Raw genomic sequence first — 21,334 nt, 5'->3', positions numbered from 1 at the left:
GGTGACTTTCTGGCCGTGTTCGGCGCCGAGGGACATGAGGGAGAGGATGCTGGAGGCGTCGAGGGCTTCGTCTTCGGGGTCGCCTTCTTTGGCGATGGTGACCTCGATGCCGGTCTCGGCGGCGGCTTCGGCGAAGATCGCGGCGGGGCGGGCGTGGAGTCCGACGCGGGAGCCGATGGTGGCGGTGCGTTCTGGCATGTGGGTTCTTCCTTCCGGTTGGTGGGGGTCAGAGGCCGAGCTGGTCCAGGACGGGCAGGGCGGCGCGGACGGTCTCGCGGGCCTGGTGGGCGGTGGGGGCGGCCAGTGCTGCGGCGGCGAGGTGCTGGGCGGTTTCGAGGGTGACGGTGGCCAGGACGTGGGCGACGGCGGGGATCGCGCGGGGGGTCATGGACAGGGTGGTGGCGCCGAGGCCGGTCAGGACGACGGCGAGGGCGGGGTCGGCGGCGGCTTCTCCGCAGACTCCGACGGGTTTGGGGGTGCCGGTGGCGGTGGCGGCGTGGGCGGCGCCGTCGGCGGTGGCCTTGACCAGGTGCAGGACGGCGGGCTGCCAGGGGTCGTTCAGGGCGGCGAGGGGGCCGAGGAGGCGGTCGGCGGCCATGGTGTATTGGGTGAGGTCGTTGGTGCCGAGGGAGGCGAAGTCGGCGTGGGCGAGGATGTGGGCTGCGGTCAGGGCCGCTGAGGGGACTTCGACCATGACCCCGGCGGTGGGCAGGCCGGCGTCGTGGGCCATGCGGGCGAAGCGGGCGGCTTCTTCGGGGGTGGAGACCATGGGGGCCATGACCCAGACTTCGGCGGTGTGGGCGGCGGCGGCGTCGGCGATGGCGGCGAGCTGGCGGGCCAGGACCCCGGGGGTGGCGGTGTCGGTGCGGTAGCCGCGCACGCCGAGGGCGGGGTTGGGCTCGGCGGTGTCGGTCAGGAAGGGCAGGGGCTTGTCGGCGCCGGCGTCGAGGGTGCGGATGACGACCTTCCGGCCGGGGAAGTGCTCGAACACGGCCCCGTAGGCGGCGACCTGCTCGTCGTGGGTGGGCTCGGCGGGGCGGTCGAGGAAGGCGAACTCGGTGCGCAGCAGTCCCACGCCCTCGGCGTTGGCGGCGGCCGCGGCGGCGGCGTCGGCTCCGGTGGCGACGTTGGCCAGCAGGGGGATCCGGTGCCCGTCGGCCAGGCGGCCGGTGCCGTCGAAGCCGGCCAGGGCGGAGGCGGCGGCGGTCCAGGCCGCGGCGGCGGCCCGCTCGGGGTCTCCGGGGGAGGCCAGGACGCGCCCGGCGGCGCCGTCGACGTAGACCTCGGTCCCGTCCGGGATCGCGTCGACCCCGGGGGCGGCGACGACGGCGGGCAGGCCCAGGGCCCGGGCCAGGATCGCGGTGTGGGACTGGGGCCCGCCGCCGGAGGTGACCAGGGCCAGGACCCGGGCGGGGTCCAGGGTCGCGGTGTCGGCGGGGGCGAGGTCCTCGGCGGCCAGGACGAACGGGGCCGGGGAGTCCGGGATGCCCGGGGCCGGGGCGCCGGTGAGCTCGGCCACGATCCGGGCCCGGACGTCCAGCACGTCCGCGGCGCGCTCGGCCATGTACCCGCCGAGGGAGCGCAGCTTCTGCGCGACCGCGTCCCCGGACTCCCACACCGCCCGCTCGGGCGAGCGGGGCCCGCCCGGGGCCTGGGGGTCCAGCAGCTTCACGGCGCCCTTGACCAGCATCGGGTCCGCGGCCATCAGAGCGGTGGCCTCCAGGACGCCCTTGGCGTCCCCCGCGGCGGCGGCGGCGCGGGCCTTCAGCCCGGCCTGGACCGCCTTGGACGCCGCCCGGATCCGCTCCGCCCCGGCCTCCGGGTCCAACCCCGCCACCGGCCCGGCCGCGGGCTCCCGCACCGGGGCCGGCATCTGCCGCACCGGCCCCACCACACGCCCCGGCGTCACACCCACACCCTCAAACTGCTGGCTCATTGGGATCCTCTCGGTCCGGGCGCGCGGCCCCTCGGCGATTTAGCTCCGCGCTACGTTAGTCGCTATAGCGTTGCTATACAAGCGGGTTTCGTGATTCTCACCACAGGAGCAGTGGCTGTGATGCAGTTCACTCTCGTCTCTTGTATAGCGTTGCTATATCGGTTACGCTAGCGGCCATGCGTGACACGGAGGTGGGCGTCGCCGGCGATGCCCAAGACGGAGAGCCCACGAAGGCTTCCCCCCGTGAGCGGCTCATCTCGGCCGCCATGGAACTGCTTGCCGCCTCGAACGGCAAGCCGGTGTCTACCCGCCAAATCACGGATCTCGCTGGGGTGACAGCGCCTACGCTGTACCACCACTTCGGGGACAAGGACGGGCTCATGGAAGCCGTCGTGGCCAGAGGCTTCGAGGAGTTCGTCCAGCGTGAGGGAACCATCGAGCGTTCGGCGAGTCCGATCCTCGATGTCCAGCGACTGTGGGACATCCACGTTCACTTCGGGCTGTCCCATGCCCAGCTGTACACCCTCATGTTCGGAAACACGGGACCTGGCCGGCGCCCAGTCCTCGTAGAGGAGGCCGAGCACCTCCTCGAACGAGAACTGGGGCGTGCGGCAAGTGCAGGTCAGCTCGCTGTTCCGCCAGCCCAGGCGGCGCGGGCGGTCCTGGCCGCCAACATCGGAGTCACTCTCATGCTGTTGGCGGACGAACAAGACGAACCTCTCACTGGAGGCGACATCGCAGTCCTGCCGCTCTCGGCGCAGACGCGTGACGCCGTCCTCCGCTCCGTCGTCTCGGACCCGTCGTTTGTCGACGAGCCCGAGCGGGGAGCCATCGTTGGGGGCCAGCCGTCGTATGTTGCGGCTGCGATCGCCCTCAATGCCACGCTCGAGTCCTCGTATCCGGAGCAGCTCTCCGGGACCGAGATGCGGCTCTTCCTCGAATGGCTCCACCGGCTCTCCAACGCACCGGAGAACGGCAGGAACCCGGGGAACGACCAACCTCCAACTACCCCCGGCGGCCCGCGGGCTGCCTCCTGAAACGAAAGCAGGGAACCATGTCGACCATCGCAGCACCCTCTCGGGGCCATGCCGCGCGGGCTGGGGTGCAGAAATTCGGCACCTTCCTCTCCGGCATGATCATGCCGAACATTGGGGCCTTCATCGCCTGGGGCCTCATCACGGCCCTCTTCATTCAGACAGGCTGGCTCCCGGTTGGCCAGCTCGGCGGCTTCGGCACGAATCCGGCCACCGGCCAGCCGTGGACGGGGCTCGTGAGCCCGATGATCACGTTCCTCCTGCCGCTGCTCATCGCGTACACGGGCGGCAAGATGGTGTACGACGTGCGCGGCGGCGTCGTCGGCGCCATCGGCACGATGGGCGTCGTCGTCGGCGCGAACATCCCGATGTTCATCGGCGCCATGATCATGGGCCCCCTCGGTGGATGGACCATGAAGAAGCTCGACGCGATCTGGGACGGGAAGATCCGCCCCGGCTTCGAGATGCTCGTCAACAACTTCTCCGCGGGCATCTGGGGCGCGATCCTCGCCTTGGTCGGCTTCTACGCCATCGATCCGGTGGTCACGAGCCTCACCACTGTGGCCGGCAACGCCGTCCAGTTCATGGTGAGCAACGGGATCCTCCCGCTCACGTCCATCTTCATCGAGCCGGCGAAGGTCCTCTTCCTCAACAACGCTGTCAACCACGGCGTTCTCACGCCGCTCGGGATCCAGCAGTCCGCATCGCAGGGCAAGTCGATCCTCTTCCTGCTCGAGGCAAACCCCGGCCCCGGCCTCGGTGTCCTTCTTGCCTACATGTTCTTCGGCAAGGGTGCCGCGAAGGCCTCGGCTCCGGGTGCCGCGCTCATCCAGTTCATCGGCGGCATCCACGAGATCTACTTCCCGTACATCCTCATGCGGCCGCTGCTCATCCTCGCCACCATCGGCGGCGGCATGACGGGCATCGCGACCCTCGCTATCACGCACGCCGGCCTCGTCGCCCCGGCCGCCCCTGGCTCGATCATCGCGGTTCTCGCTCAGACGGCGAGGGACAGCTACTTCGGGGTGATCCTCTCGGTGATCCTCGCGTGTGCGGTCTCGTTCGCCATCGCCTCGATCATCCTGAGGGCGTCCAAGAACAAGGAGGAGACGGGCGATCTGGCGTCGGCCACCGCGAGCATGGAGAGCATGAAGGGCCGCAAGTCGATGGCGTCGACGGTCCTCGGCCGTGGTGCGGCAGGCGCCGGCGGGACGGCGACCCTCACGGGCACCGAGATCAAGAACATCGTCTTCGCGTGCGACGCCGGCATGGGCTCGAGCGCGATGGGCGCCTCGGTGCTGCGCAACAAGATCAAAGCGGCCGGCCACAAAGACGTCAAAGTCACCAACCAGTCGATCGCAAACCTCACGGACACCTACGACATGGTGGTGGTCCACCAGGACCTCGCCCTCAGGGCCGAGGAGAAGACGCCGAGCGCCCAGCTCGTGACCGTCGACAACTTCATGGGCAGCCCGAAGTACGACGAGATCGTCGCCCTGCTGGATGAGCAGTCCGCGACCGAGCCCGTGCCGTTTGAAGGGGTCGCGGGCAAGACAGAGCCTGCCTCGGAACAGGAGGCAGCCGCCTCCCACGTCTCGGTGCCCCACGCTCATGCCGAGACCAAGCATGTCCTTCGGCCGGAGTCGATCGTCCTCGCCGGGGCGAGCGTCGACATGGCCGGGGCCATCGAGGAGGCCGGGCGCCTGCTCAAGACCGCGGGCGCGGTCGACGACGAGTACATCGCCTCGATGCACGAGCGCGAACGCTCCGTCTCGACGTTCATGGGCAACGGCCTCGCCATTCCGCACGGCACGAACGAGGCCAAGGGCCACATCATGTCCTCCGCGGTGACGTTCGTCCGCTACGACCAGCCGATCGACTGGCAGGGCAAGCCCGTGACCTTCGTCGTCGGCATCGCAGGGAAGGACAAGGAGCACCTCGGGATCCTCGCGAAGATCGCGAAGGTCTTCGGTGATCGCGAGCAGGTGGCCCGTCTGGAGAAGGCAGAGACCGTCGACGAGGTGCTCGACATCTTCGGAAAGGTGAATGCATGAAGTCGGCTGTCCACTTCGGGGCAGGGAACATCGGCCGTGGCTTCGTCGGCCTCCTGCTCCACGAGGCTGGCTACGATCTCGTGTTCGCGGATGTAGCGGCGCCGCTCATCGACGCGCTCCAGGCAACGCCGTCGTACACCGTGCACGAGGTGGGGGAAGGCGGCCGCGACCACGTTGTTGACCGGTACACGGCCGTCAACTCGGGCACGGCCGAGGCCGAGCTCGTCGAGCGAATCGCGCGAGCCGAGATCGTGACGACCGCGGTGGGCCCGAACATCCTCAAGTTCGTGGCCCCCACGATCGCCCGGGGAATCGCAGCACGGCCCGCAGACGCTCCGCGGCTGGCGGTCATGGCGTGCGAGAACGCGATCAACGCTACGGACCTCCTCGAGGCGGAGGTCCGGGCCGCGGCCCAAGCCGAGGGGCTCTCGGACGCGGACGTTGACGGCAAGGCGCTCTTCGCCAACACGGCGGTGGATCGGATCGTGCCGGCGCAGGCTCCTGGAGGGGGCTTGGACGTCCGCGTCGAACCGTACTTCGAGTGGGCGATCGAGCGGGGACCGTTCGGCGGAGAGGTCCCCGAGATACCGGGGGTCACGTGGGTGGACTCACTCGGGCCGTACATCGAGCGCAAGCTCTTCACGGTCAACACGGGCCACGCCTCGGCTGCCTATTTCGGCCGGATGGCAGGCAAGGAGAAGATCGCGGAAGCGATCGCCGATCCCGCCATCAGGGCGAAGGTGGAGGCGGTGCTCGGCGAGACGAAGTCGCTGCTCGTCGCGAAGTACGGCTTCGCGCCCGAGGAGCAGGAAGCGTACATCCGCAAGATCCTGGGCCGCTTCGCGAACGCCGAACTCCCCGACACGGTGGACCGGGTTGGCCGGGCGCCGCTGCGCAAACTGAGCCGGCACGAGCGGTTCGTTGGGCCCGCGGCGGAGCTTGCGGAGCGCGGACTCCCTGCGGACGGCCTGCTCGAGGCGATGAGCGCCGCTCTTCGCTTCGACGCCGCGGACGACGACGAGGCGCAGCGCCTCCAGGCGGTCCTCGCCGGCGATGCGAGTGATGCCGACGTCGCCGAGGAGCTTTCGGGGCTCGAACCGGAGCACCCGCTGCACGACGCCGTCGTCCGCCTCGTCGGGCAGGCGAGGGCCGTGCGGACGGCCTCCTAGCCCGTCAGAACCTCCTAGCCCGCACAAAGCGAGAGGGCCGCCTCCCCGGATTGCCGGGGAGGCGGCCCTCTTCTCTAACCAGTTCTCTTCCCTTAGCTTCCATCCGGCTCATCATCGAGCCGGACAGAATAAAACCTGCATCGCGCCGTTGAGATGCAGGTCACGTTTTTGAGTGTAGGCAGGTGCTCGCAGGGAATCAAAGCCGAAGCAAATCATCGATGCCAATTTGAAACATACGAGCCCCCGCCGCTTGTGGTAACGCGACGGGGGCCCGGGTGCGACTTGGGCTAGCTGCAGGAGGCGCCCTGGCCGATGTGCTTTCCGTTGTTGCCCGCGCAGTACGCGGCTTGGACGACCGTGCCATTGGCTGGGTTCAGGATCAGGCCGTCTCGACGTGCGTGGCTGAAGTCGAACATGTTCCCGAGGGAGCCGGCGAGCTGGTCGAACGAACCGTCGCCAAGGCGGCCGAGGTTCCAGTTGTCCTCGATGAACCGAAGGATGGACGACTGCTGCGTCTGCGTGTGGTCAACGAAGTTGCTCTTCGCGTAGGGCGAGATCACGAGGAGCGGGAGACGCTGGCCGGGGCCGCAGCGGTCCTGGTAGCCGCCGAGGATCGGCGTGCCGTTCGCAGCGGCGTTCGTGCACCACGCGGCGTCGTTCGCCGGGTCGTTCGAGGCGTTGGCGACGGGGGCGGCCGCGTGGTCGTACCAGCCGTCGGAGTCGTCGTACGCCAAGACGATCGCGGTCGAATCCCAGTTCTTGGACTTCTGGATCGAGTTGATCTCGTTGACCACGAACTGCTGCTCATCGATCGGGTCGGAGTTGGATGCGTGGCCGTCCTGGTAGGAGGGAGCCTTGAGGAAGGAGACGGCCGGCATGTTGTCCGTGTTCACGACCTTGTCGAACGCGGTCATGTCGTACTGGTGGTTCGCCTGGCCGTTGTGGCCGATCTCGGCGTCGCTCGCCGGCGCAAGGTGGTGCGGGTTGGCCGTCGAAGCGTAGTACTGGAAGGGCTCGTGGTGGGGGCTGTAGTCGGTCGAGGAAACGCCCGCGACGTTCGTGTGCTTCGTGGTGCACTGCGCGTAGTCCGTGCCGCCGATCGTCTTGCTGCCCTGCGGTGTGAAGCCGCCCTGGAACCAGCCCCACGAGACGCCCTGCGCGTTGAGCAGGTCGCCCACGTTCTTGCCCTGCATCGCGGCGAGGGCGTTCGGCGAACCGTTCCGGCTGTTGTCGGAGCAGTCATCGTAGGCCGGGTCCGGATCGCCCGTGACGGTGCCGACGCCTTGCGCGTTCGGGGTCTTCACGGTGTAGGAATCGGGCGTAGAGGTCTGCATGCCCGTGAGCGCATCGATGCTTGTCACGCCGTGGGTCTGGCCCGAGACGAGGTTGAGCGCGCCCGGCGTAGACGGGCCGAACTCGTCGTCGTAGCTGTTGTCGCTCATCGCGAAGTGCTGGGCGTAGTTCCACATGCCGGTGACGGTGTTGCCGTCGTAGTAGCCCATGGTGAGGCCGGGGGCGCGATAGCGCGGATCAGCACTGGCGCCGCACGTGTCCGTGCTCGTGTACTGCACGAACTTGTTGAGGAGGCCGCCGTTGTAGGCCTCCTGCTCAGGCGTGTAGGCGTGGTCCTGGTCGCACGTTACCGCCTGGCTGGGGGTCAGGCGGAACGGCTGCACCGAGTTCGGGTTGTTCGGCGCGAGGAGGCCCGCGTTCGCGAGCGTGTTGACGTTCTTGGGCGTGTTGGGCGCGGCCGTGAACGCGGGCGCCGCGGCGCCCGAGCCTTGGAGCGTCTCCCCGGCGGCGTTGGCCGCGTTCGGGTAGGTCGCGAAGTAGTGGTCGAACGAGACGTTCTCGCCGAAGATGACGACGACGTGCTTGATCGGAGTCTGTGTGGCCGCGGACTGGGCCTGTGCAGGCAGGGCGGCGGCAATGGCCCCGCCCGACGCAGCGACGAGCCCGAGCGCGCTCGCCACAGCGGCGGAGCGAATGCTGAACTTCGGCATCTTTCAGTGGTCCTTCAGGTCGTTGGAAGAGGGTCCCCGGAAAGACCCTAGACCTGTGAAATGCCTGTGATGCCGGAGTTCTGAATCAGTTCAACAAGTGTTCATGAGTTGGCCCGAAGCCCGTCGAACAGGACCGCGACCACATCTTCCGCGAGCTTCTCGGGCGTGAGCGACCCGCCCGGCCGGTACCACTCGACGATCGAGTTGATCGTGCCGAACAGGAGGCGCGAGACGGTACGGGGATCGATATCGCTCCGCACCGTGCCCTCCTCGCGCGCCTCCTCGATGAGTTCGGCGACCTTCCGGTCGAAGCCGCGCCGCCGCTCGAGAGCGCGGCGCTCCGTCTCGGTGTTGCCGCGCAGGCGGAGCAGGAGCGTCACGAACGGCAGCCGTTCCGTGAGGACGCGTACGGTCGAGCGGACCACGAACTCGAGCCGGTGCTCCGCGGTCCCCTCCTTCGTCTCGGGTGCCTCCCACACCGATTCGAGGCCGCCGAGGGCCTGCTCGAGCGCGAGCGCGAGCAGGTCTTCCTTGGACGGGACGTGGTGGTAGATGGCTGACTTCGAGATGCCCAGGTTCTCCGCGAGGATGCCCATTGACGTCGCATCGTAGCCGTGCCGGTTGAACACCTCGACGGCGACGTTCAGCACGGACTGCTGGTCGTAGCCGGGGCGCCCACGGCGTCCGGAAGGCGCAGGTCCCGGGGTCTCGGGCCCGGGCGTCTCTGTTGCGGCGGCGGAAGGCATGCGGTCCAGTCTAGGCGGAGGGTTCAGGCGTAGCGGGCTAGCCCTTGTTGCGGAGGTCGTAGATGCGGCGCAGCTTGCCGTTGGAGCGCTCGAGCGAGCCGGGTTCGACGACGTCGATCCGGCAGGAGGAGCCGATGTGCACCTTGATCTGCTGGCGGAGTGCCGCCGCCGCCGAGGTGCGCTGCTCCGTCGTCGTGCCTTCTCGTGGCTCGATCTTGACGGTGAGCTCGTCCATCCGGTTGGGCCGGGTGATCTCGAGCTGGAAGTGCGGGCTCAGCTCGGGGATCCGCAGCGCGATCTCCTCGATCTGGGACGGGAACAGGTTCACCCCGCGCAGGATGATCATGTCGTCGCTGCGGCCGGAGATGCGGCCCATGCGGCGGTGGCCCGGACGCGTGCTGCCCGGCTGGAGGGTCGTGAGGTCCTTCGTCCGGTAGCGGATGATCGGCAGGGCCTGCTTCGTCAGGGACGTGAAGACGAGCTCGCCGGTCTCACCGTCGGCCTTGGTCTTCGTGAGGTCGAACGGGTCCACGATCTCGGGGCGGAAGTGGTCCTCCCAGATGTGGCTCCCGTCCTGGGTCTCGACCGACTCGCCCGCAACGCCCGGGCCCATGACCTCGGAGAGGCCGTAGATGTCGCAGGCCTTGATGCCGAACATCTCCTCGAGCTCGTGCCGCATCTCCTGCGTCCACGGCTCGGCTCCGAGCACCGCGTATTTCAGCGAGGTGGCGCGGGGGTCCAGGCCCTTGTGGATCATCGCGTCGCCGATGGTCAGGAGGTAGGTCGGGGTGCAGAGGATCGCGTCAGGGGCGAAGTCGCCGATGAGCTGGATCTGCTTCTCGGTCTGGCCCCCGGACATCGGGATGACCGTGGCGCCGAGCTTCTCGGCCCCGCCGTGCGCGCCCAGGCCACCGGTGAAGAGACCGTAGCCGTAGGCGTTGTGGACCTTCATGCCGGGCCGGACACCGGCTGCGCGGAGGCAGCGGGCCACGAGGGTGGCCCAGTTCTCGAGGTCCTGCTTCGTGTAGCCGACGACGGTGGGGCGGCCCGTCGTGCCCGAGCTCGCGTGGATGCGCGCGACTTGGTCCATAGGCACGGCGAACATGCCGAACGGGTACTCCTGGCGGAGGTCCTCCTTCGTGGTGAAGGGGAACTTCGCGAGGTCGGAGAGCTCCTTGAGGTCGCTCGGGTGCACGCCGGCGTCGTCGAACTTGCGCTGGTACAGCGGCACGCGGCTGTACGCGTAGGCCAAGGTCTCCTGGAGGCGCGTGAGCTGGAGGGCCTCGATCTGGTCCCGGGACATGGTCTCCTCGGCGTCGAGGATCGCGGGACCGAAAGCTGAGGTCAGGGGGGACTGCGGGGCGGGAGGGGCCGGGGTTTCGGGGGCAGTCTGGGTCACGGTTTCTCTCTCCGTAGTGGCCAGGGTGGTGGGCAAGGGGCAAGGGCGAGCGGGCTCGGGCCTCTCAGCGCTGGGGGATCGTGCGCGAGCGGCCGCGGAATTCGGCAATGAGCCGCCCGGGTGCGTCATCGAACGACGACGGGGCGTCAGATTGCTGGCCCTGGGGCGAAGCGAACACTTGGACGTCGTAGAGTCCGCTACGCCCCGCTTGGGCGCGGCGGGCTGCGACTGCAGTGATGCGCTCGCCGACGTGGGCAGGAGCGAGGAAGTTGACGTCGACGCCAGCGGCGACCGTGATGGTTCCGGCCTGATCCTCGTCTGGAGTGTGCGGGTTGCAGGCAAGAGCGAAGGCGGAGTCGGCGATGGCGAAGATCATTCCGCCGTGGGCGATGCCGAACCCGTTGAGCATCTCGCGCCGGAGCGTGGCGGCGACAGTGGCGCTGCCGTCGCCGAGGGCGAGGACTTGGAGGCCCATCCATTGGGTCGCGTAGTCGTCGGTAAGGATCGGGTGGGCCACTGCCTCCGGATCGGCCAGGGTGACCGGCTGGTTCAGAGGGGTTTGGGCGGGAGCAGCATCGCTCATAGGAGTACCTCGCATTTTTTTACCGAATGTTCATTAGGTAATCCCATGAGCGAGGATGTGTCAAGACACGTGCTCAGGCTTCCCTCTGCCGCCTCGCCATCGGCCCGATGACGGCGGCCAGCGCGAGGGCGGAGAGGATGGTCGCCGCCCAGAACCCCGCCCGGCCGCCGATCGTGAAGTCCCCCGGGACCGCGAAGGCCGCGAAAGTCGATGCGACGATAGCGAGCCCGACGGCGCCCCCGAGCTGCTGCATCGTCTGGAAGAGCCCGGACGCTGCCCCAGCGTGCTCCGGTTCGACGTCGCGCAATGCGAGCGTCGTGAGCGGCATGAAGGTCATGCCTGCCGAGATGCCCGTGGCAACTAGGGCTGCCGCGACCAACGCGAAATTCGTGGTCGGGTTGAGCTGTGTGAGCGGCAGGAAGGCGACGACCCGCAGGGCTGCGCCGACGATGACAAGGCGGACGGCGCCGACCCTCTCGACGAGCCGGGGGATGACCCGCGACATCGCGAAGATGCTCAGGGGCATCGGCAGGAACGCGAGCCCGGTGACGAGCGGCGTGAAGTGCAGCTGGTCCTCGAGGTACTGGACCATGAGGAAGAACATCGCCAGCATGCCACCGTATGTGGCGGCCATCGCGGCCAACGCTCCGATGCGGCTCGGACTGCGCAGGAGCTGAGGCCGGAGCAGGGGATGTGCCACGCGTCGTTCGGTGAAGGCGAGGAGGGCGATGAGCGCGGCGCCGATCGCGAGGCCCCCTACCGTGCGCGTGCTGAACCAGCCGTAGTCGGGCGCCTGGATGAGGGCCCACACGATCGAGACGGCGCCTCCCGTGGCGCTGACTGCCCCGACCACGTCGAAGCGTCCGGGCCTGCGCGGCGTTTCGTTCACGAGGCGCGGCACGGCGACGAGCACGAGGATGCCGATCGGCACGTTGATGAACAGCGTCCACCGCCAGTTGGCTGTGTCCGTGAGCGCGCCGCCGAGGATGAGCCCTATCGCGCCGCCCATCGAGGCGATCGCAGAGAAGAGGGCGAGCGCGCGGTTGCGCGAGCCCTCATCCGGGGCGTTCGTGGTGATGAGCGCAAGCACGCTGGGTGCGGCGAACGCTGCGCCGAGGCCTTGGAAGGCGCGCGCGACGACGAGGAGGGCGGGCGAGGTGGCAAGGCCGCCCAGGAGGGAGAAGGCGGTGAAGGCAGCGACGCCGATCAGGAACGTGCGCCGCCTGCCGAGTATGTCCCCAATCCTCCCGCCGAGGAGCAGGAGCCCTCCGAAGGCGACCGCGTAGCCGTTGAGGACCCAGCTGAGGTCGGAACGGGAGAAATGGAGATCGGTGGCGATGTGGGGGAGGGCCACATTCACGACCGTGGCGTCGAGGACGAGCATGAGCTGGGCGAGCATGACCAGCCAGAGGCCGGCGCTTCCGCCGAGACGGGTAGATGTGACCGAATTGGATGGACGTGTGGCCGTGGAGGATGACATGAGGTGATGTCCTATCCGGAGTACACTAAGTGGAGAGGAGCTCCGATTAGAACTATACGGAGACTCTCTCCGCTTTGCAACCGTCTGAGAGGGAGTAGTGGTTCCTGTGCGCGCAGACGCCCGCCGCAACCGCGACCGAATTGTCGAAGTGGCCCGTGACATCTTCCGCTCGAAGGGCTATGACGCCGTCTCGATGGACGAGGTTGCCAAGGCCGCGCAGGTCGGCGCAGGCACGCTCTACCGGCACTTCCCCACAAAGGAGGACCTCTATGACGCGATCCTCGAGGCGTGGGCAGACCGGGTGAATGCAGCAGTCGAGCGGGCATTGTCGCTCGACGCCCCCGCCCGTGAACGCCTCATGGCGTGGCTTGCTGACTTCGCCGCCATGCTCACCGAGCACAGGGGAGCGGCCGCCCGGATCACAGCCGCGCTCGGCGATCCCAGCTCACCGTTCGCTGCCAAGTGCCAGACCTACCTCGGCGCCAACGAACGGATCATCGAGGGCTTGGCCTCTGCCATGCGTCCGGGGGTCGAGCCGCTGCAGATCAGCCGATTGGTGGGCGGCGTCGCCGTAGTGGCGGACACGAGTGAGATGCCGCCTGGCTCTGTCGCCTCGATGCTCGAGATCGTGGCCGACGGGCTGCTCGCACAGGAGGGCGCCAACCTCGCCAACCGGTAGTTTGGAGTCATGTCCAAGGGGATCTACATCAGTGCCACAACGCCCGGGTCCGGCAAGTCCCTCGTAGCGCTGGGTCTGGCCGAAGCGCTCCACAGCCACACGGACAGGATTGGCTTCTTCAAGCCCGTCGTGGCCGGAGACGACCCGGATGGGGATCCGATGGTCGCGCTGATCCGTTCGCGCTACAACCTCGAGCCTGCCGTCTGCCGCGGGGGCCTGACGGCGCGCGAGGTCCGGAAGTACCTCGCGGAAGGGCAGCGGGAGGAGATCGGCGCCCGCAGCGTCGACATCTTCTCCGAGATCGCTTCCCAGTGCGACGTGGTCATCGTCGAAGGCACCGACCTCACTGGTCAGGATTCAGCAGTCGAGTTCGCACTCAACGCGCGCCTCGCGAACGACCTCGGCTGCCCGATGGTCGCCGTGGTGAGCGGGCGCGAAAGGACGCCCGAGGAGATCGCGGATGCGGTCGACGTCGCCCGCAAGGAACTCTACGCAGCGCGCTGCAGCCTCCTCATCATGATGGTCAACCGGGCCGACCCCGAGCACCTCGATGCGGTCTCCGCGGCCATCAGGCCCGGGCTCTCGCACCGGCCCGTGTATGTCATCCCCGAGATCGAAGAGATCTCACGCCCGACGACGGGCGAGGTCTCGAGGGCGCTCGCACTCCGGCAGATCGCGGGCAGCGCCGATATGGAGCGGGAGGTGCGCGGCGTCAAAGTCGCCGCGATGAGCGTCGCCAACTTCATCGGCGCCCTCGCCACTGGAGATCTGGTCATCGTCCCGGGGGACAGGGCCGACATCATGGTGGGCGCCCTCGCCTCGACCTTCTCTCCCGAATTCCCCGTCCCCTCTGCCATGATCCTCACGGGCGGCCTCTCGCCAGACGAGCACGTCCTCCCGCTCCTCGCGGCGGCTCCCTTCCCCGTTTTCTCCTATCCGGGCGATACCTACCACGCGGCGCGCGACGTCTCCGTAGTGCGCAGCGAGATCTGGTCCGGGCAGCGCCGCAAGGTCGCCTCGGCTCTCGGCGCCTGGGCGAAGAGGGTCGACGACGGCGAGATCGTCGAGCGCCTCAACCTCCCGAGGCCTGAGACGATGACCCCTCTCCGGTTCCTCCATGAGCTCATCGGCCGGGCCCGGGCCGACCGGCGGCACATCGTCTTGCCAGAGGGTGCGGACGTGCGGATCCTCCGGGCCGCCGAGATCCTCCACCGCCGAGATGTGTGCGATCTGACACTGCTCGGCAACGTCGCCCAGATCCACGAGATCGCAGGCGCGAACGGGGTCTCGCTCAGCGGGATACAGATCATGGATCCCGTCACGAGTCCGCTGCGGGAGCGCTTCGCCGAGGAGTATGCGCGGCTGCGAGCGCACCGGGGCGTGGATCTCCAGAGAGCCCTCGAAGCGATGCTGGACGTGAGCTACTTCGGGACGATGATGGTCCAGCTCGGCATCGTGGACGGCATGGTTTCGGGGGCGGCCCACACGACAGCGCACACCATCCGCCCGGCTCTCGAGTTCGTCAAGACACGATCGGGCGTGAAGATCGTCTCCTCGGTGTTCTTCATGCTCCTCCCAGACCGGGTGCTCGTATATGGCGACTGCGCGGTCAACCCGGAACCGGACGCTGAGGAACTCGCTGATATCGCGATCGCCTCGGCCGAGACGGGCGCGCAGTTCGGGGTTGAGCCCCGTGTCGCGATGCTGAGCTACTCGACGGGAGGCTCCGGCGCGGGCGCGACCGTGGACAAGGTGCGGCGGGCCACCGAGCTCGTTCGCGGACGGCGCCCCGATCTGCCGGTCGAGGGACCCATCCAGTACGACGCCGCCGTGGACGTGTCGATTGCCGCCGCGAAGCTGCCGGGGTCGCACGTCGCGGGCCAGGCAACAGTGTTCATCTTCCCGGACCTGAATACCGGCAACAACACGTACAAGGCGGTCCAGCAGTCCGCGGGAGCCGTCGCCGTCGGCCCCGTCCTGCAGGGCCTGCGCAAACCGGTCAACGACCTCTCGCGCGGCTGTACGGTCGAGGACATTGTGAACACCGTTGCGATCACGGCTGTACAGGCGCAGCAAGTCAGCTAGGAGGCCCCCCATGCTTGTTCTCGTCATTAACTCCGGTTCGTCTTCACTCAAATACCAGCTCCGCGACCTCGACGCGGGGACGGTCCTCACTGAGGGGATCGTGGATCGGATCGGGTTCCCAGCAGAGGGCGGCGAGGTCGGGGTCGCGGACCACGAGGAAGCCCTTGAAGTCGTCGATGCAGCGCTCCACGAGGTGCTCGCCGGGCGGCAGATCGACGCCGTCGGGCACCGCGTGGTCCACGGCGGGGAGCGCTTCGGCGATCCCGTGCTCATCGACAACGAGATCACGCGCGCGATCGAGCGCCTCAATCCTCTGGCACCGCTGCACAACCCCGCCAACGTCCTGGGCATCCGGGCGATCGCCGAGAAGTGGCCGGACATGCCTCAAGTGGCCGTCTTCGATACGGCGTACCACCGGACCCTCCCCGAGCGTGCGTGGCGCTACGCGGTGCCGGACTGGCTCTACACGCGCCACGGCATCCGCCGCTACGGCTTTCACGGGACCTCGCACCAGTACGTCGCGGGGCGCGCGGCAGGCCTTCTCGGCCTGGAACCGGCGGCGTTCGACGGCGTCGTCCTCCACCTCGGCAACGGGGCGTCGGCCACGGCCGTCCAAGGCGGCCGTTCAATCGACACCTCAATGGGCTTCACGCCGCTCGAGGGACTCGTCATGGGCACGCGCTCGGGCGATATTGACCCTTCGATCCTCGTGTTCCTCGGCCGACTAGGCATGTCATCGGACGAGATCGACGATCTGCTCAACCGCGAGTCGGGCCTCAAGGCCCTCGGCGGCTCCAACGACATGCGGACGCTCGTCGAGGCTGCCGAGCGGGGTGACGCGAAGGCTCGCCGGGCGCTCGACGTCGCTTCGTACCGGCTCGCCAAGTACGTCGGTGCCTACCACGTGGCCGTCGGCGGTGCGAAGGCCATCGTGTTCACCGCCGGGATCGGCGAGAACTCCTCGGTGTTCAGGGCGCTCGTGGCCGAACAGCTCGGCGCTCTGGGCGTGGTCCTGGACACCGAGGCGAACGCGGTCCGATCCCCCGAGCCGAGGGTCATCTCGGCGCCGGGCTCGGCCATCCCCGTGCTCGTGGTGCCCACCGACGAGGAAAGGGCCATCGCGGAGGCGACGGCCGCCGTCGTGAGCTCTGCCCTAGGTGAGCGCGCGTCCCGCTGAGGCCTAGTCGGTCCCGCTGACTCCTAATCGGTCCCGCTGAGGCCTACGCGATCAGCTCCCGGGCTCCGAGCGCGTCCGCGATGAACGCGTAGTCCCACGCCCGGTCCTTCCACTCCTCGTAACGGCCCGACGCGCCCCCGTGCCCCGCGACCATCTCGGTCTTGAGCACGATCGGCTGCCCGCTCGTCGAGGCCTCCCGCAGCGCCTGGACCCATTTCGCCGGCTCGACGTAGAGCACTCGGGTGTCGTTGAAGGAGGTCACGGCCGCGACGCGCGGATAGGGGGCCCGCCGCACGTTCTCGTACGGCGTGTACGACTTCATGTAGGCGTACACCTCCGGATCCTCGATGGGGTTGCCCCACTCCTCCCACTCGAGGGCCGAGAGCGGCAGCTCGGGGTCGAGGATGGTGGTGAGGGCATCGACGAACGGGACCTCCGCAACCGCCACGGCGTACTTCTCGGGGGCGAGGTTGAGCACTGCGCCGATCAGGAGCCCGCCTGCGGAGCCGCCCATGCAGCCGATCCGCGCGGGGTCCGCCCAACCCGAGGAGACGACCCAGTCAGTGGCCGCGACGAAGTCGCTGAACGTGTTCTTCTTGCGCAGTTTCTTGCCGTCCTCGTACCACCGGCGGCCGAGCTCGCCGCCGCCACGGATGTGGGCGATGACGAAGACGATTCCGCGGTCGAGCAGGCTCAGGCGTGCGATCCCGAACGCCGGGTCCATGCTGACCTCGTAGGAGCCGTAGCCGTAGACGAGCGCGGGGTTCGTCCCGTCCGGGCGGACCGACGCATGCCGCAGGACCGACAGCGGAACTTGGGTGCCATCCTCGGCCGTCGCCCACGCGCGCTCGGCCACGTAGTCGCTCGGATCGTAGCCCCCGAGAACCGGCGTCTCCTTTCGCAGGAGCAGCTCTCCGGTCGCAAGGACGTAGTCGTAGATGCGCGGCGGGGTGAAGAACGAGGTGTACCGCACGCGGACGACCGGCGCGCGGTAGTCCGAAGCGCTGGCCCCCGCCGTGTACAGCTCCTCACCGAAGGCGGGCTCCGCGAACGACGGCGCCTGGCCGCCTTCGCGCGGTCCCGCGACGTGGGCGAAGACGTCGTCGAGCCTCGCGAAGCGGACTGTTTCCATGGTGTCGCGTCGCAGCGAGAGGAGGAGGTGGGTCGAGGTGACGTCCGCGCCCTCGATCTTCACGGCGTCGTCATGGTCGACGACGGTGCGCCACTCCTGCTCCCCGAGCGGCTTTGCGAACTCGGCCAGGGGCGCGAGCGAGACCATGTTGTTGAACGCCCTGCCTTCCGGGCCCCCTTCGACCCCCCTGCCGTTGTGCACGAGCAGGACGTGGGCCGCGCCGTCGTACTCGAAGATCTCGGCGCTGTGGAGGATCCGTTCGTTCCGGGGGACGAGGACCGTGAGCGAGGCCGCGGGGTCGGCGAGGTCGAGGTACCGGGTCTCGCTGTACTCGGAGTTCCCGATGCTCACGAGGAGCCAGCGGCGATCGGAGGAGAGGTCGATCGACGTCCACTGCGCAACGTCGTCCTCCTCGTACAGCACCTCGTCGTGATCCACGGGCGTACCGAGCGTGTGGACGCGGATCTGGAAGGGCCTCCACGACTCGTCCGCGACGACATAGAAGAGCCGGCGCCCGTCTGGCGAGAACTCCAGGCCGTAGAAGACGCGCTCGATTGCCTCGGGGAGGTGTTCGCCCGTCTGCACGTCCTTGATCCGCAGCGTGAACGTCTCGTCTCCCGAGTTGTCCACGGCATATGCGTAGAGGTGCCCGTCCTGCGTGAGGGCTGCCCCGCCGAGCGCGAAGAAGGGATGTCCCTCGGCCTCGGCGTTCCCGTCGAGCAGCACCTGCTCGCCGTCGAGCGGGATCCCGGCGACGACGGCGGGCGGCGTCCATGCATCGAGTTCGCCGTCGTCCTCGGCCGCTGCCACGCGGCAATACATCGGGTACTGCTTTCCCTCGACCGTGCGCGAGTAGTACCACCAGCCGTTGAGCCGGCTCGGCACGGAGAGGTCCGTCTCCTGGGTGCGGCGCTTGATCTCGTCGAAGATCGCGTCCCGGAGGGGCTGCTGGTCTGCTGTGATGCTCTCGGTGTATGCGTTCTCAGCCTCAAGGTGGGCTACGACGTCCGGGTTCTCCTTGTCGCGCAGCCACTCGTAGGGGTCGACGAACACGTCACCGTGCCGCTCGCGCTGGGAAGGGACCTTGCGGGCCGTAGGCGGGACCTCAACACTCATGCAGCCCACCCTAGCTACTGACTTCACTCCTAGCCTTCACACGGAGAACTGGCTCGCGCACCACGGATCTTTGGATCGCCGACACTTAGTTCCCGTTCGCCAGATTGTTGGCCGTGACGTAAGTCGGGACCGTGCCCCTCGCCATGGCATCCGCAAGCCCTGTCGTCGCGGCCTGATTCAGGAGGACGATCGACTGCCCGTCCGTCGACCAGCCCGTCCCGTTCGTCGGAAGGGTGAACGTGACGATGTCGCTAGGCCGCACGTTGACGAGTTCGAGTCCCAGCGATGCGATGGCCGAGGCCGTGAAGCCCGAATCGACCGTGAGATACGGGGAGAAGCCGCTGACGGCGTTCGCGAGGGTGACCGGGTTCGTGAGCGTCTGGGGAGTCGCGATCTTCGACACGAGGGCCTTCATGAAGATCTGCTGGTCGCGCACGCGCTGGTAGTCCCCATCGGCGAAGGCGTAGCGCTCGCGGACGAACGCGAGCGCCTGCTCGCCGTTCATTGTCTGGGGGCCGGCATTGAAGTGGATGTCCGAGGTTTGGCTCGCAGTGAAGGCCTTGGGGACGTTGACGGTCACACCGCCGACGGCGTCGGTGAGGCCCTTGAATCCCTCGAAGTCCACGAAGGCGACGTGGTCGAGCCGCTGCCCCAGGAGCGACTCCACCGTCTGGACCATGAGCGGGACGCCGCCGAATGCGAGAGCGGCGTTGATCTTTGCCGAGCCGTGGTCCGGGATGGGGACCCACAGGTCGCGCATGATCGAGGTGACGTAGACCTGCTGCCTGTCGGCCGGGACATGGACGAGCATCATGGTGTCGGAGCGCTGGTCCGATGGCGCCCCCGACTCCGCGATCGCGCCGGTGGCGCCGCGGCTGTCGGAACCGACGAGCAGGATGTTCACCGGCCGCTTGCCGTCCGGCCCCGGAGCCGGCTCCGCAGGGCGAGATGATTCCTGGGGGAACGCGTTCGGGATCTTCTTGGTGTTGGTGTCGAAGCTCTGGGAGAGACTGCCCAGATAGACAATTGCGGCCACGGCGGCGAGAACGACGACGAGCAGGGCACCCAGCAGGACGAACGCAGCCGTTCGCTTCCTCTTCCTTCTCGAACGGGTCGGCGGGGCGGACGCGGTCATGATGTCTCACTTTTCGTGGCTGGGCGGCGGGCAGTATCAGTGTGCCCTGACGGCTGGCTGGGAGTCGTTCGACGGTTTTGGCGGAAGGGAAATGATGCCGATCTGGCGCAGAAGTGGCTTGGTTGCCGAGGTCCTCGGGCACGGAGGCGAATGGGTCGCGTTGCTCAATCTCCGCGCGAACCGGCCTCTTGTCCTGAAGGGTTCGGCGATGGTGATCTGGTCCCTTGTCGACGGCGTCCGCAGCGAGGGCGACATACTCGCCGAACTGCGTGACGAGTATGGGACGGAGGCGCCATCCGATCTCGAAGTGCAGCTCGCCGCATTCCTCGGCCAGCTCGCCGAGCAGGGGCTCGTGGAGCAGCCGGCACGGGAGAGCACGCGGTGAGGCTCCGGATCCTGGGTGCGTCCGTATCGGTCATCTTCGACTCGGGGGTGAGCGCTGCCCAGCGGGCCGAGCTGCGCCGAGCCTGGTCGAGGTGCCTCGAGGAGGGGGAGGACCTGGCCATTGACTGCACCAGCACGGGTCGCAACAGCCCGGTCGATGACGATGGCAGCACGCCGCCCTTCCGCGCGCGGATCCTGCGGGGCGCCGCCGTCGTACCGGTCTCGGGCGTGACCTTCGAGGGCTTCGCTGCAGAGCTCACGAGCGCCCTGACCTTGGCCGCGATCGAGCAGCGGGGCGGCGAGCTGCTCATGCTGCACGCCTCTGGCCTCTCGGATCCGCGCACGGGCCGCACCGCAGCGCTCGTGGGGCCGTCCGGAATCGGCAAGACGACCGCTACCCGCGTGCTCGCCCGTGGCCTGGGCTACGTGAGTGACGAGACGGTCGGCATCGAACCAGGCGGCTCGGTCGTCCCGTATCCGAAGCCGCTCTCGGTCATCGTCGACGAGCCGCCGGACCCGAAACGACAGCTCGGTCCCGACGCGCTCGGGCTGCGCGCCGCGCCGACCCCGGGGAGCCTCGGCGCCGTCGTCCTCCTCGAGCGTGAGCGTTCGCCGGCCGGAAGCGGGCGCGCAGCAGAGGTGCGCCCGCTCAGTCATGCTGAGGCCATCGTCGGGCTCGCGCCGCACACTTCGTCCCTCGGGAAGCTGCGCCGCCCACTCCAGCTGCTCTGCGAGCTCCTCGACGCGTGCGGTGGCGGCGTGAGCGTCGCCTACAGGGAGGCCGAGGACCTCGCGGGCCTCATCCCCGGCCTCCTTGCCCGTCCGCCCGTCGCGGGAGGGTGGGCCCCCGCCGTCGTGCCTCTCCCCCGAGCGGACGACGGCGACCTGCCGCCGGGTTGCCTGCCGCCGGGTTGCCTGCCGCCGGGTTGCCTGCCGCCGGGTTCGGCGGCGCCCGGCCATCTGCGCCGGGGCGACGTTGTCGACGCCGTCGAGATCGCGATCCCCGGGGGAGGGAGCGAGCTGCTCGTGATGGTCGGCCAGCGGGTCCTTCGGCTCGGTGGAATCGTCCCGGCGCTCTGGCGCGCCGTGGGCTCGCCAGCCAGGTTCGAGGACCTCGCCGCGCGGATTGCGCCGGAGGTGGGGCTCCCGTCCGGTCACGAGGAGGCACTCTCACGCGCGGTCGAGCTACTGGTTGACTACGGAGTGCTCACACGGAGCTGAG

17 protein-coding genes are annotated in these 21,334 nt (G+C 68.5%); 8 read left to right on the top strand and 9 right to left on the bottom strand.

What is annotated here, in order from left to right; all coding sequences use genetic code 11:
* A partial coding sequence (locus LK10_RS00530) for an HPr family phosphocarrier protein (protein ID WP_043119273.1) occupies positions 1-198 on the bottom strand: 198 nt, incomplete at its 3' end.
* 28 nt (positions 199-226) lie between these two features.
* Entirely contained in the window at positions 227-1,936 is a 1,710-nt protein-coding gene (locus LK10_RS00525) for a putative PEP-binding protein (protein WP_043119271.1), read from the bottom strand.
* 176 nt (positions 1,937-2,112) lie between these two features.
* Between LK10_RS00525 and LK10_RS00520 the strand changes: the two genes are divergently transcribed.
* Genes LK10_RS00520 through LK10_RS00510 form a run of 3 tightly spaced genes read left to right on the top strand, consistent with a single transcriptional unit; the run spans position 2,113 to position 6,193 of the window.
* Complete coding sequence (locus tag LK10_RS00520) at positions 2,113-2,973, top strand: TetR/AcrR family transcriptional regulator (RefSeq protein ID WP_081998171.1); 861 nt, start codon at positions 2,113-2,115, stop codon at positions 2,971-2,973.
* Between the two features lie 17 nt (positions 2,974-2,990).
* Positions 2,991-5,024 (top strand): PTS mannitol transporter subunit IICBA, encoded by a 2,034-nt coding sequence (locus LK10_RS00515; RefSeq protein WP_043119270.1) that lies wholly within the window; start codon positions 2,991-2,993, stop codon positions 5,022-5,024.
* Positions 5,021-6,193 carry a mannitol-1-phosphate 5-dehydrogenase gene (locus LK10_RS00510; RefSeq protein WP_043119269.1) on the top strand — a complete coding sequence of 391 codons (1,173 nt, stop codon included), beginning with the start codon at positions 5,021-5,023 and terminating at the stop codon, positions 6,191-6,193. The genes LK10_RS00515 and LK10_RS00510 overlap by 4 nt, the downstream gene beginning before the upstream one ends.
* Positions 6,194-6,480: 287 nt before the next feature.
* Here the strand turns inward: LK10_RS00510 and LK10_RS00505 are convergent, their stop codons facing one another.
* The 5 genes from LK10_RS00505 to LK10_RS00485 all read right to left on the bottom strand — a co-directional run bounded on the left by LK10_RS00505 (position 6,481) and on the right by LK10_RS00485 (position 12,404).
* Positions 6,481-8,196 carry a phospholipase C gene (locus LK10_RS00505; RefSeq protein ID WP_052206786.1) on the bottom strand — a complete coding sequence of 572 codons (1,716 nt, stop codon included), beginning with the start codon at positions 8,194-8,196 and terminating at the stop codon, positions 6,481-6,483.
* A 101-nt stretch (positions 8,197-8,297) separates the two neighbouring features.
* Complete coding sequence (locus LK10_RS00500) at positions 8,298-8,942, bottom strand: TetR/AcrR family transcriptional regulator (protein ID WP_043119267.1); 645 nt, start codon at positions 8,940-8,942, stop codon at positions 8,298-8,300.
* A 37-nt stretch (positions 8,943-8,979) separates the two neighbouring features.
* Positions 8,980-10,245, bottom strand: a complete 1,266-nt coding sequence (gene paaK, locus LK10_RS00495) for a phenylacetate--CoA ligase PaaK (protein WP_081998173.1) — start codon at positions 10,243-10,245, stop codon at positions 8,980-8,982.
* Between the two features lie 160 nt (positions 10,246-10,405).
* On the bottom strand, positions 10,406-10,924 hold the full coding sequence (locus LK10_RS00490) for a hotdog fold thioesterase (RefSeq protein WP_081998170.1): 519 nt from the start codon (positions 10,922-10,924) through the stop codon (positions 10,406-10,408).
* A 73-nt stretch (positions 10,925-10,997) separates the two neighbouring features.
* The gene (locus LK10_RS00485) at positions 10,998-12,404 is read right to left on the bottom strand and encodes an MFS transporter (protein WP_043119266.1); all 1,407 of its coding nucleotides are present in this window, start codon (positions 12,402-12,404) and stop codon (positions 10,998-11,000) included.
* A 97-nt stretch (positions 12,405-12,501) separates the two neighbouring features.
* On the opposite strand from LK10_RS00485, the gene LK10_RS00480 reads away from it, so the two are divergent.
* From LK10_RS00480 to LK10_RS00470, 3 genes are read left to right on the top strand one after another with little or no spacing between them, the layout of a single operon-like run.
* Positions 12,502-13,083, top strand: a complete 582-nt coding sequence (locus LK10_RS00480) for a TetR/AcrR family transcriptional regulator (RefSeq protein WP_231567530.1) — start codon at positions 12,502-12,504, stop codon at positions 13,081-13,083.
* Positions 13,084-13,092: 9 nt separating this feature from the next.
* Positions 13,093-15,168, top strand: coding sequence for a phosphate acetyltransferase (gene pta / locus LK10_RS00475; RefSeq protein WP_043119264.1), 2,076 nt, complete (start codon positions 13,093-13,095; stop codon positions 15,166-15,168).
* Positions 15,169-15,178: 10 nt separating this feature from the next.
* Entirely contained in the window at positions 15,179-16,345 is a 1,167-nt protein-coding gene (locus tag LK10_RS00470) for an acetate/propionate family kinase (protein WP_043119263.1), read from the top strand.
* Between the two features lie 43 nt (positions 16,346-16,388).
* On the opposite strand, the gene LK10_RS00465 is transcribed toward LK10_RS00470, so the two are convergent.
* Complete coding sequence (locus tag LK10_RS00465; protein ID WP_052206783.1) at positions 16,389-18,593, bottom strand: S9 family peptidase; 2,205 nt, start codon at positions 18,591-18,593, stop codon at positions 16,389-16,391.
* An 85-nt stretch (positions 18,594-18,678) separates the two neighbouring features.
* Positions 18,679-19,728 carry an LCP family protein gene (locus LK10_RS00460; RefSeq protein ID WP_043119261.1) on the bottom strand — a complete coding sequence of 350 codons (1,050 nt, stop codon included), beginning with the start codon at positions 19,726-19,728 and terminating at the stop codon, positions 18,679-18,681.
* On the opposite strand from LK10_RS00460, the gene LK10_RS00455 reads away from it, so the two are divergent.
* Positions 19,727-20,113: a PqqD family protein gene (locus tag LK10_RS00455; protein ID WP_081998169.1), complete on the top strand. Its 387-nt coding sequence runs from the start codon at positions 19,727-19,729 to the stop codon at positions 20,111-20,113. The two genes, LK10_RS00460 and LK10_RS00455, sit on opposite strands and share 2 nt — an antisense overlap.
* Positions 20,110-21,333, top strand: a complete 1,224-nt coding sequence (locus LK10_RS00450; protein WP_052206779.1) for a hypothetical protein — start codon at positions 20,110-20,112, stop codon at positions 21,331-21,333. The genes LK10_RS00455 and LK10_RS00450 overlap by 4 nt, the downstream gene beginning before the upstream one ends.
* The last annotated feature ends 1 nt before the right edge of the window (position 21,334 follow it).

It is taken from the genome of Sinomonas humi (genome assembly GCF_000802235.1).
Classification (GTDB): domain Bacteria; phylum Actinomycetota; class Actinomycetes; order Actinomycetales; family Micrococcaceae; genus Sinomonas; species Sinomonas humi.
The sequence above is the reverse complement of the archived record's forward strand: the minus strand, read 5'-3'. Positions and strand labels throughout refer to the sequence as shown.